Source organism: Kribbella sp. NPDC031520 (assembly GCF_055580825.1).
This window is the reverse complement of the sequence record NZ_JBVIKS010000001.1, coordinates 1,296,450-1,307,904: the sequence shown is the minus strand read 5'-3', so window position 1 is coordinate 1,307,904 and position 11,455 is coordinate 1,296,450. Positions and strand designations below refer to the sequence as shown.

At 69.1% G+C, this 11,455-nt stretch carries 7 protein-coding genes; 5 read left to right on the top strand and 2 right to left on the bottom strand.

Annotation, left to right across the window (positions count from 1 at the left end):
• Positions 1 to 66: 66 nt before the first annotated feature.
• Positions 67 to 1,311, bottom strand: coding sequence for an aldose epimerase family protein (locus tag ACZ5BU_RS06550; protein ID WP_465696047.1), 1,245 nt, complete (start codon positions 1,309 to 1,311; stop codon positions 67 to 69).
• Positions 1,312 to 1,502: 191 nt separating this feature from the next.
• Between ACZ5BU_RS06550 and ACZ5BU_RS06545 the strand changes: the two genes are divergently transcribed.
• The 5 genes from ACZ5BU_RS06545 (at position 1,503) to ACZ5BU_RS06525 (ending at position 9,783) form a co-directional block, all read left to right on the top strand.
• Positions 1,503 to 2,102 carry an isochorismatase family protein gene (locus ACZ5BU_RS06545; protein ID WP_465696046.1) on the top strand — a complete coding sequence of 200 codons (600 nt, stop codon included), beginning with the start codon at positions 1,503 to 1,505 and terminating at the stop codon, positions 2,100 to 2,102.
• Positions 2,103 to 2,106: 4 nt separating this feature from the next.
• Positions 2,107 to 3,024 (top strand): GlxA family transcriptional regulator, encoded by a 918-nt coding sequence (locus ACZ5BU_RS06540; protein ID WP_465696044.1) that lies wholly within the window; start codon positions 2,107 to 2,109, stop codon positions 3,022 to 3,024.
• A gap of 125 nt (positions 3,025 to 3,149) precedes the next feature.
• Entirely contained in the window at positions 3,150 to 4,958 is a 1,809-nt protein-coding gene (locus tag ACZ5BU_RS06535; protein ID WP_465696042.1) for a S8/S53 family peptidase, read from the top strand.
• A gap of 87 nt (positions 4,959 to 5,045) precedes the next feature.
• The gene (locus tag ACZ5BU_RS06530; protein WP_465696041.1) at positions 5,046 to 6,008 is read left to right on the top strand and encodes an LLM class F420-dependent oxidoreductase; all 963 of its coding nucleotides are present in this window, start codon (positions 5,046 to 5,048) and stop codon (positions 6,006 to 6,008) included.
• A gap of 133 nt (positions 6,009 to 6,141) precedes the next feature.
• A complete protein-coding gene (locus ACZ5BU_RS06525) occupies positions 6,142 to 9,783 on the top strand; it encodes a S8 family peptidase (protein ID WP_465696039.1) in 3,642 nt (1,213 codons plus the stop codon).
• A 128-nt stretch (positions 9,784 to 9,911) separates the two neighbouring features.
• On the opposite strand, the gene ACZ5BU_RS06520 is transcribed toward ACZ5BU_RS06525, so the two are convergent.
• Positions 9,912 to 11,279 (bottom strand): lytic transglycosylase domain-containing protein, encoded by a 1,368-nt coding sequence (locus ACZ5BU_RS06520; RefSeq protein ID WP_465696037.1) that lies wholly within the window; start codon positions 11,277 to 11,279, stop codon positions 9,912 to 9,914.
• Positions 11,280 to 11,455: the final 176 nt, after the last annotated feature.

Below are 11,455 nucleotides of genomic sequence, written 5' to 3'. Positions count from 1 at the left end.
GCCGCGCGGCCGCGCCAGGCGGGGCCGGGCATCGGCGGAGCGATTGTGATGGCCTGGGCGTCCGGGCTACTTGGCGCCGAACGAGTAGATCGTGGTGCTCTGGTACGTCTCGCCGGGGCGGAGGACGGTGGACGGGAAGGTGTCGTGGTTCGGGGAGTCGGGGAAGTGCTGGGTCTCGAACGCGAACGCGTCGCCCTGGCGGTAGGCCTTCTTGCCGATGCCGAGGAACGTGCCGTCGAGGAAGTTGCCGCTGTAGAACTGCACGCCCGGCTGGTCGGTGTGTACCTCGATGGTGCGGCCGTGCTCGGGTTCCCAGAACCGGCCCGCAAGTCGCATGCCGTTGCTGTCCGGGTGCCCGCCGATGACGAAGTTGTGGTCGTACCCGCGGCCGAAGACCAACTGCTGGTGGTCGCCACGCAGCCGCAGGCCGATCGCGGTCGGCTTGCTGAAGTCGAACGGCGTACCGGCGACCGGGACGATCTCGCCGGTCGGGATCAGCTCCGCGTCGACCGGCGTGTACTTCGGCGTGTTCAGCTCGAGCACGTGGTCGTAGATCGTGCCGTTGCCCTCGCCGAGCAGGTTGAAGTACACGTGGTTGGTCAGGTTGACGATCGTCGCCTTGCCGGCCACGGTCGCGTGGTAGTCGATCCGCAGGTTGTCGTGCCGGTCCAGCGTGTACGTGACGGTGCTGGTGAGCTCACCGGGGAAGCCCATCTCGCCGTCCGGGCTGACGTAGGTGAACGCGACGCCGACCGACGTGTCGTCGTGTACGACCTTCGCCTTCCAGACCTTCTTGTCGAAGCCGATCGTGCCGCCGTGCAACGCGTTCTCGCCGTTGTTGACCGGGATCTGGTACGTCACCCCGTCGAGGGTGAACTTGCCCTTGGCGATCCGGTTGCCGTACCGGCCGATGGTGGCGCCGAAGTACGGGCTGAGCTTCGCGTAGTCCGGCAGGTTGTCGAAGCCGAGGCTGATGTTCTCGATGTGGCCGCGGCGGTCCGGCGTCTCGACCCGCTGGATCGTCGCGCCCCAGGTGAGCATCGAGATCGTCATCCGTCCGTTGGTGAACGTGTACACGTCCACCGCCTGGCCGTCCGGGGTGGTGCCGAACGGGTCCTTGCGGATCTCGAGCTTGCCGTGATGTGCGCCCATACCGTGCAACTTATCCGGCGCACCACTGCCGGTGCCGGATCGGGCGGCGGTTCGGGTGGCCGCTTCCGCGGTGCTGCTGAGAGCGCCCGCGGCGGCAGCACCGAGGCCCAGGGCGCCGGCGGTCCGGAGGACCTCGCGGCGGGGCAGGTGATCGGGCATCGCAATCCCCTCAATCGTTGTACAAGCCTGACCTCGGCACGATAAGCGCGCCATACCGGTGTTTGGAACAGTTCGGAACAGTGTGAATTCGTCCGATCTCTTGCCGGAATGTCGAGGCGTGACCAGATCGGTCCGCTCGCAGCCCCGATCGAGCCTTCAGCGGTACGGTCGTCCGCACGCAGGATGGAGGCATGAGCCGAACCGCACTGATCGTGATCGACGTCCAGGAATCGTTCCGGGTCCGCCCGAACTGGCAGCTGGTGAACCACCCGGACATCGCCTCGCGCGTGGACCGGCTGGTCCGCGCGGCCCGGGACATGGGCGACCTCGTCGTCTGGGTGCTGCACACCGAACCGGGTACCGGCGGTGCGTTCGATCCGGCCGAGGGACACGTCCGGCTGATCGACGGACTCGAACCGTTGCCGACGGAAACCGTCATCACGAAAACGTCGCACAACGCCTTCACCACAACGAATCTGCAGCAGTGTCTGACCCAGCACGGCGTGTCCGAAATCGTCGTCTGCGGTATCCGGACCGAGCAGTGCTGCGAGACCACCGCCCGCGTCGGATCCGACCTCGGGTACGACGTCGTGTTCGTCACCGAGGCGACCGCGACGATGGCGCTGGCGCACTGGTCGATCCGGGAGCAGGCGAGCGTCGAGGAGATCCTCGCCGACCCGCGGACGCTGACCGCCGACCAGGTCGCCGAGCGGACCGAGTACGTGCTCGCCGGCCGGTTCGCCACGATCCGTACCCTCGACGAGCTCACCGCCGTACCCGTGGCATCCTGACCGAATGCGCCCTACTCGCGTCGTCTTCGTACTGGTGCCCCGGCTCCACTTACTGGATCTGGCCGGGCCGGCGCAGGTGTTCAGTACGGCGAAGGACTTCGGGTACGGATACGACGTCTCGTACGTGGCCGAATCCGACGAGGTCGCGACGGCTCAGGGCGTGCCGTTGCGGGCGCAGTCGGTGTGGCCGGAGCTCGGTCCGGGCGACCTGATCGTCGTACCGGGCTGGCGGTCGCCGCGGTTGTCGCCGGAGCCGCCGATCGGTCCGGAGTTCCGGCAGCGGCTCCATGCGCATCACACCCGCGGCGGGACGGTGGCCAGCGTCTGCTCGGGCGCCGACGCGCTCGGCTGGGCCGGCCTGCTCGACGGGCGGCGGTTCACCACCCACCACGACCTGACCGACGAGCTGGCCGCCCGCTACCCGCGGGCGACCATGGTCCGGGACGTGCTGTACGTCGAGGACGACCGGGTGATCACCTCCGCCGGTATCGCGAGCGGGATCGACCTCGCGCTGCACCTGGTCGCGGCCGGTCGCGGCGCCGAGGCGGCCGCCCGGGTCGCGCGCGAGATGGTCGTCTACGCCCGGCGCAACGGCGACGAGCTGCAGGAGTCCGCGATGCTCCGGTACCGCGACCACCTGAGCGACCTGGCCCATCGGGTGCAGGACGTGATCGATGCCCGGTACGCCGACAAGCTGCCGCTCGGCGATCTCGCCGGCGAGGTCGGCGTCAGCGAACGTACCCTGACCCGCATCTTCAGCACCGCCACCGGGCTGACCCCGCTGAAGTACCAGCAACTGCTGCGCGTCGAACGCGCCGAGCACCTGATCGGCCACGGCAGCACCGTCGAGGCGGCCGCCCGGACCGTCGGGTTCGAGGACCCCCGGATGCTCCGCCGGCTGCGTTCCCGAACGGCTGTCTAGACCAGAGCAACTCTTCCGGCCGTTACTTTACGATCCGTGCTCTCCTGCCGGTAAGGACTGGACAGGTGACCGGTGGGTAGATGACTGTGGGTCGCGACCGCTCGGGGTGGGGGAGAGGACATCGGATGAAGCTTCGCTATGTGTTCAGTTCGGTGATGTTGGTGGTTCCGTTGGCTGTGGTGGCGGTGGTGCAGCCCGCCACCGCCGCGTCGCCGCCGGATATGGCTGGGAAGGTGCCGTCGTTGCTGCGGCAGGCGGCGAAGGTCGCTGGAGAGCAGCAGGCTCGATCGTTGGGTGTGCAGGGCAACGGTCGGCTAGGGGTGCAGGTTTATGCCGCGGCGCCGGTGGACGCTCAGCAGCAGAGCGAGCTCAGCGCACTTGGCGTGTCGGTGGAGTCGAACTCCGCGGACTTCAAGAGTGTGCCGGGCGTCGACCTGCCCAGTACCGGGCTTGTGTTGGCACAGGTGCCGTACGACAAGCTCGACGCCGTGGCGGCATTGCCCTGGGTGACCGCGTTGCGGCCGACGATCCGGCCGGCTGTGGATGTCGGGCCGGTGACGGCCGAAGGTGTGCAGCTGCACAAGGCGGACCAGGCTCAGGCTCGTGGCCTGACCGGGCGCGGCCAGAAGGTCGGCGCGATCTCCGGCGACGTGGACCATATCGCCGACGCGATCGCCGCCGGTGAGCTCCCGGCGGATGTGCAGGTTCTCCAGCAGGCCGCGTCGTACACCGACGACGAGGGCACCGCGATGCTGGAGATCATCCACGACATGGCGCCGGGCGCGAAGCTCGCGTTCGCCAGCGCGCAGGACACCACCGCGCAGTACGTCGAAGCGTTCCACACGCTCGCCAACGCCGGCGTGTCGATGATCGCCGAGGACATCGCGATCGACGACGAGCCGGCCTTCCAGCAGGGCATCACCGCCGCGACCGCGGAGGCGCTGGCCAAGCACGGGATCTTCATCAGCTCGTCGGCCGGCAACCTCGGTGCCCGGCACGCGCCGCGGGTGACGGCGATCGGTACCGGCAAGGGCGCCGACGGTGCGACCGGGCCGTACACGAATTGCCCGACGAATCCCGACAACGTCGTGAAGCTCCGCGGCGACGACACGTCGTACGACCTGAACCTGCTGCCCGGCGCGCGGATCATGCCGACGCTGCAGTGGAGCGAGCCGCGGGCGATCTACCCGACCGCGGGCCAGGGCGGTTTCACCGACCTGAACCTGTACCTGATGGACGAGACCGGCACCAAGTGCCTCGCGGTCAGCAACAACGTCCAGGCGAACGGCGTCGGCGACACTATCGAGCAGTTCGACTACACCAACAAGACGTCTGCGCCGCAGAAGGCGAAGCTCGTCGTCGACGTCCAGGGCACCTCGTCCGCTGTCCGGCCGCCGGTCCTGGACCTGCGCTGGCGGGCGCTGGCGGCGGGTGTGCAGACGCTCGACCCGCCGGACCGGGCCGGTTCGCTGAACCCGGACTCCAACTACACGTACTTCGCCACCAGCGCCGGCGCGGTGAACTCGAGCGTCTCGACCGACCCGGCAACCACCCCGGTGGAGACGTACAGCGCCGCCGGGCCGGTGCAGTTCCTGACCACGACCCGCTGCCCGGGCAACACGCCCGGCCCGTGCCGCGGCATCTCCGGCGGAGGCGGCCTGAGCTTCCCGGCACCGAACTGGCTCGCCGCGGACGGTGAATCGGTCAGCGGCGCCGGCGGCTTCGGCTCCGGTACCTGCCCGACCACGACCCAGGGCGCCTGCCGCTTCTTCGGTACGTCGGCCTCCGCGCCGACCGCGGCCGGTGTCGCCGCCTTGACCCGGCAGGAGTTCGGTGGCCACCTCGCCCCGATCGGGTTGACCACGATCCTCTCGGCCCGCGCCGTAGCGCGCACCGGCCCCGAAACCGGAGCGGGAGTCCTCAGTACCCAATGAATTAAGAAGTCGTAGTGGTCCGATTGAGAACGAATTCAGTACTCGGATTCATGGACCGATGCCGCCATCTGTCGAAAGGATGGCGGCATGACTTCACGTTTCGGGGTATTCGTACCGCAGGGCTGGAAGATGGATCTGGCCGGGATCGCCGATCCGATCGAGCAGTGGGAGGCGATGACGGACGTCGCCAAGAGGGCCGACGAGCAGTCCTGGGACTCGATCTGGCTGTTCGACCACTTCCACACGGTGCCGGAGCCGAGTGACAACACCACGTTCGAGTGCTGGAGCGCGACCGCCGCGCTGGCCCGCGACACTAAGCGGGTGAACATCGGCCAGATGGTCGGCTGCAACGGGTACCGCAACCCGGCGCTGTACGCGAAGATCGCGTCCACCGTCGACGTCGCCAGCCACGGCCGCCTGTACGCCGGGATCGGCGCGGGCTGGTACGAGCACGAGTGGAAGGCGTACGGCTACGAGTGGACCGACGTACCGGAGCGGATGGCGGCGTTCCGCGAGGCGACCGAGATCATCTACAAGATGTGGACCGAGGACAAGCCGGTCTACGACGGCAAGTACTACTCGATCGACGCGCCGATCAACGAGCCGAAGGGTGTCCGCAAGCCGCACCCGAGCTTCTGGATCGGCGGCGGCGGCCCGAAGGTGACGCTGAAGCTGGTCGCGCAGTACGCCGACGCGGCGAACATCGGCGGCGGCAACCCCGAGGTGATCAAGGAGAAGTGCGACATCCTCCGCGAGCACTGCCGCAAGATCGGTCGCGACTACGACGAGATCATCAAGTCGACTGGGCTGAACGTCTTCCCGATCGACAAGGGCGACGACCCGCAGAAGGCGACCGAGAAGGCGCTCGGCCCGATGAACCGGGAGAAGTTCGACCGGGACAACTTCATCGCCACCGAGGACGAGATCGCCGACAAGGTCGACGCGGCCCTCGAGGCGGGCGCCGACTACGTGATCTTCTACGTGCCGGGCGTCGCGTACGACCTGGACCTGCTGGAGCGGGTCGAGAACGTCGCGAAGCGCTTTGACTGACCCCGTCTGACCCAGCCTGACCAGAACCGGTCATGGCGGATGTAGGTCAGTGAGAGTGGTGGACTGGGGCCCAGGGCAACTGTGAGGCTCCTGCCGATGGCCTCGCGTGGGTCGAGGCATCGGGAGGTGCCTCGTGCCGCACGCAAAAGTAGCCGCCCGATTGTCCCGAGCCGCGACGGGTCTGTTCGCCGCGGTGGTCGCCAGTTCCCTGCTGCTGCCGGCCACCGCGGCGAACACGGTTCCACCCACCCAGCTCGCACCGGGCGTCCAGGCGACGCCCGGTGCGAGCACCAAACGCATCACCCTGGTCACCGGCGACGTCGCCGAGCTGACCACCAGCGCCAACGGCCAGTCCTCGGCCCGCCTGCTCGGCGACGAGCCGTACTACTTCGGTGCCTTCGACGGCGACCTGACCGTTGTCCCCGCTGACGCGTACGCGCTCCTGTCCGCAGGCCGCCTCGACAAGCGCCTGTTCAACCTGACGGAGCTCGCCGCCCAGGGATACGACGACGCGAGCAGCAGCCAGCTGCCCTTGCTCATCACGGGCTCCACGACGTTGCACAGCAGCGCCGCGACGCTCCGCCGTACCCTTCCCAGCGTCGGAAGCACCGCGGTGACCGTGAAGAAGGCAGATGCGAAGACCTTCTGGGCCGGCATCAGCGGACCGACCACGTTCAAGTCGAGCGAGGTCAGCAAGATCTGGCTCGACGGCCGCACCCACACCACCGACGAGCAGTCACTGCAGCAGATCGGCGCTCCGGCGGCCTGGAAGCAGGGGTACGACGGCCACGGTGTGAAGGTCGCCGTACTCGACACCGGCTACGACGCCGGGCACCCCGACCTGGCCAAGCAGGTCGTCGCGTCGCAGAGCTTCGTACCGGACGAGGCGGTGCAGGACCTGCACGGCCACGGTACGCACACCGCATCCATCGTCGCGGGCCTCGGTACGGCGTCCGACGGCAAACGGAAGGGTGTGGCGCCCGGGGCCGAACTGCTGATCGGCAAGGTGCTCGAGAACAGCGGCGGCGGGTACGACTCCGAGGCGATCGCCGGGATGGAGTGGGCCGTCCAGCAGGGCGCGAAGGTGATCAGTATGAGCCTCGGCGGGCTGCCGTCCGACGGTACCGACCCGATGAGCGAGGCCGTCGACCGGCTGGCGAAGTCGAGTGGCGCGCTGTTCGTGATCGCGGCCGGCAACTCGGGCGCCGAGGAGACCGTCGGCTCCCCAGGCGCCGCGTCCGAGGCGCTGACCGTCGGCGCCGTCGACCAGAACGACAACCTGGCGAACTTCTCCAGCCGCGGCCCGCGCCTCGGCGACGGCGCGCTGAAGCCCGAGGTGACCGCCCCTGGCGTGGAGATCGCCGCCGCCCGGGCGGCCGGTACCGAGCAGGGCCACGTCCTCGGCCAGTACTACACGGCGATGAGCGGTACCTCGATGGCGACGCCGCATGTTGCCGGTGCTGCCGCGATCCTCGCGCAACGCCACCCCGACTGGACCGGCCCGCAACTGAAGGCAGCGCTCGCGTCGACCGCCGTACCGTCGGCCGGCGCCCGGACCGACCAGCAAGGCCTCGGCCTGATCGACATCCCGGCCGCGCTCGACCCGAAGATCCTCCCGGACACCGCCAACCTGTTCTTCGGCGACCTGTCCTGGACCGGTCCGACCGCGCCCGCGCCGGTCAGCCGTACCGTTGCCTACCGCAACAACACGGACCGCCCGCAGACGCTCACGCTGTCGGTCGGTGCACAATCGCCGGCGGGGGTGCAGGCCGGGCTGACGGTGAGCCCAGCCCGGCTGACCATCCCCGCCGGTAGTACGGCGTCCGCGACCGTCACGCTCGACCTGGCGAAGACCTCGGCCGGGAAGTACGCGGGCGTCGTCACGGCCAAGTCCGGTAGTACGTCGTACCGAACAGGCCTCGGGTTCGCCGCCGGGGGCCGGCTGAACCAGGTGACCGTGAAGGCCATCGGCCGCGACGGCCTGCCCGCGACCACGGCCGCCGGTGCGAGCGGCGTACAGCTGTGGAACCAGGACACCGGCGACGTCAACGCGATCGCGTTCGACCAGAACGGCAGCCGGACCCTCGACGTACCGACCGGCCGCTACAGCGTGATGGCGTACGCGGTCGGTGGTGACGAGGCGAACTGGGCGAACTCGCTGACGCTGCTCGGCGACCCGGACGCGTGGATCGACGGCGACCGGACGTTCACGTTCGACGCCCGGACCGCGCACAAGGTGACGATCAGGACACCGCGGCCGGCCGACGCGCAGAGCATCGGGGTCGCGTGGCATCGCAAGGTCGGCAGCCGGGACGCGGTGTCCGGCTGGGGGTTCAACGGCCGGATCGCTGACGGCGTCTACGTACAGGACTTCGGAAAGGTTGCCAACGGCACCTTCCAGGTCGTGCAGCGCTGGGACCTGGCGCAGCCGCAACTGACGGTGAACCTGCCCGGCGGCGGCAAGCTTCCGACGCCAGGCTCCGGCTCCTTGAGGACCGTGTACGTCGGGAACGAGACGCTCCCGCTCTGCAACGGCGGGGACGGCACGGCCGCCGAGCTGGCCGGGGCAAAGGGCAAGATCGCGCTGATCCGGTGGGGCGGGTTCGACCGGACGAACGCACAGGTGCAGGCCGCGAAGGCGGCCGGAGCCAAGGTCGTGTTCCTCTACAACGAAGAGCCCGGCTATTGGTCCACCGGCACCGAACAAGGCATCCCGGTCTACACGCTGCGCTCGGATCAGGCGAAGCCGTTGCTGAACGGCCCGGCCTCGCTGCGGTTGAGCGGTGTCCGCGACAGCACCTACCGGTACGACGTCGCGATCGGCCCGTCCGTCGTCAAGGGCGGTCTGACGTACGACGTCGCGAGGATGAACCCGGCCGTGGTGACGACCGACTTCCAGCAGAACGACTCGTTCTGGCTGCACAGCGACCAGCGGATCGCGCACCTGCCGGGCATCTCGACCGGTCTGTCGGCGTCGCGGTCCATCGCGGCCGCGGTGAAGCGGACCGACTACCTGGTCACCGACGTCAAGGGCGTCACGTGGGACGAGAAGACGTCCGCGGGGGAGTGGAACGAGACCGGGTTCGAAGCGACGATCCCGCGGTCGTACAGGCCGGGCGAGCACGTCACGCGCGGGTGGTGGCAGTCCCTGACGCGTCCTGCCGTGCCAGGGTTGTCGGCTACGCCAGGCGACGTGGCCCAGGGCTGGCCACCGGCGCGGTTCGAGAACGCGCTGCGGATCGCGATTCCGCAGTACGTCGGCGGCGACCGGAGCGTGTTCGGCTGGGGTGACCGTGGCGACGTGACGAGCCTGAAGCTGAGCAGCAACGGGGTCGAGCTGGGGAGCAAGAACTGGTCGGTCGCGCAGTTCGCCGTACCGGCGAAGGCGGCCTGGTACGACCTGACGCTGGACCAGCGGCGCGGCCCGAACAGCTGGGCGAAGACCTCGACGTCGACGCGGACCCAGTGGCACTTCCTGTCGGTGCCGGCGAAGAGCCGCGCCGTACTGCCGCTGGTCCAGGTCGACTACAAGCACGCAGACGGGTGGCTTGAGCTGACGCCGCGCTACCAGCCCGGGGTACGTGGTGCGGAAGTCTTCCGCACGACGGCAGAGATTTCCTTCGACGGAAAGACGTGGCAGAAGCTCCCGCTGCGCGGTTTCGGAACGTTCCGCACACGTGTTCCGGCGGGTTCCTACCCGAGCCTCCGGGTGACGGCCACCGACCTGATCGGGAACAGCATCACCCAGAGGATCGACCGGGCCTGGGTCAGCTGAACGTTAAAAGGCGACGCCACGAAGCCGGGGGGAGGTGCTCCGTGGCGTCGCCAGGGGCGCGCCAAGGGAGGGGTGGGGGCAGGCGCGCCGGTCTGTGTTGTTGTCTGGGCGGGGTTGTCTGAGCGGGGTCAGCTCCCGAGGACGCCTCCGCCGAGAACGCCCAGCAGCCCGAGCAGGGACAGCAGGTTGCGGATCACCTGGTCGACAGCCGCCGTGCCACCGGTCTGGTAGGCGGTGACGCACTTCTGCAGCTGGTCCTGGGTCGGCTTGGTGATCGTCACCTTCGCCATCTCGGACTGGCAGTACGTCGTCGCGGTCTGCAGTTGCTGCAGCGTGCTGCCGACGGTGCCGACGATCAGGCCGGCCGCGGTCGTCAGCGTCGCCACACCGGGCGTCGTGGGGGTCGTCGTCGGCGTCGTCGGCTTGGTGGTCGGCTTCGTCGTCGTGGGCCGGGTGGTGGTCGGCTCCACCGTCGGCTTGGCGGTGGGCTTGTCCGCGGTCGGGCGCTGGGTCGGCTCGGTGGTCGGCCTGGTCACGCCCCGCTCGTCGGTCAGCGTCGCGGTCGGCCTGGTCGGCGGCGGCGTCGGGAAGCCGGTCGTCTCGGGCAGGTTCTTGTCGGCCGGCGGGTTGACGCCCGGGTCGGTGATCTGGTCGCCGGCCTCGTCCGTGTCGTCGCCCGACGAACCGTTGCCAACCGCGATCCAGCTGCCGCCGGCGTACGCCTTGGCGATGCTGAGCACGAGGTCGACGTACTGCTGCGAGTGGTTGTAGCGCAGCACGGCCGCGTTCAGGTCGCTCGCCTTGGACAGGTCGGTGTTGCCGGAGCACAGGTAGACCGCGGTGGACATCGCCGCGTCGTCGATGTCCTGCGGGTTCCGCACGCCGTCGCCGTCGCCGTCCACTCCCATGGCTCGCCAGGTGCCGGGGATGAACTGCATCGGGCCGACCGCGCGGTCGAACGCCCCGTCGCCGTCGAACGCACCCGCGTCGGTGTCGGCGATCCGGGCCGTGCCGGACCCGCCGTCCAGCCGCGGACCGTAGATACCCGGTACGGCGACACCCTTCGAGTTCAGCGAGTTGCCGCCGAAGCGGCCGTGGTTGGACTCCACCCGGCCGATCGCGGCCACCAGCGTCCACGGCAGGTGACAGCTCGGGTCCGCCTGGGCCAGCACCTGCTGGGCCCGGGAGTACGCCTTCAGCGCGGCGTTCGGGATGCCGTTGCGGGACAGGCCGGACACCACCTGGGTCGGCTGCTCACCCGGGTCGACACCCGGCCCGACCGTGCCCGGAACCGTAACGTTCGCCGGCACGGTGATCGGCTGCTTCGGTACGACGACCGGGTTGTTCCCGGACAGACCGTGGTCCAGCGACGCCGTGGCGATCGCCGGATTGTCCGTGGCGCTGACGGTGAACGCGCTCGCGAACAGCGCCAGCGGGATCAGCGGCGCCACCTGACGCCACCCGCCACCCGTGGCGCGGCGCTTGCCCTTCGCCATCGATGATTCCCCTCCGTGACTCAACGACTCGTCCGGCCCCACGCCGCGGACAGTCTTTGCGTCTTTGCCGGTTTACCGTCGTGATAGGTCTAACGTCCGCCCCGTTGCGTGGGTTACGCGCCGGACCCAGACCGTGCACAACCGGTCACCGGGTATCCATACTGGCGCGTAACAAA

What these genes read in the sequence shown, in the direction of transcription:
- ACZ5BU_RS06550 (WP_465696047.1), bottom strand. Translation starts at nt 1,311, where the DNA reads ATGCCCGATCACCTGCCCCGCCGCGAGGTCCTCCGGACCGCCGGCGCC.
- ACZ5BU_RS06545 (WP_465696046.1), top strand. Translation starts at nt 1,503, where the DNA reads ATGAGCCGAACCGCACTGATCGTGATCGACGTCCAGGAATCGTTCCGG.
- ACZ5BU_RS06540 (WP_465696044.1), top strand. Translation starts at nt 2,107, where the DNA reads ATGCGCCCTACTCGCGTCGTCTTCGTACTGGTGCCCCGGCTCCACTTA.
- ACZ5BU_RS06535 (WP_465696042.1), top strand. Translation starts at nt 3,150, where the DNA reads ATGAAGCTTCGCTATGTGTTCAGTTCGGTGATGTTGGTGGTTCCGTTG.
- ACZ5BU_RS06530 (WP_465696041.1), top strand. Translation starts at nt 5,046, where the DNA reads ATGACTTCACGTTTCGGGGTATTCGTACCGCAGGGCTGGAAGATGGAT.
- ACZ5BU_RS06520 (WP_465696037.1), bottom strand. Translation starts at nt 11,279, where the DNA reads ATGGCGAAGGGCAAGCGCCGCGCCACGGGTGGCGGGTGGCGTCAGGTG.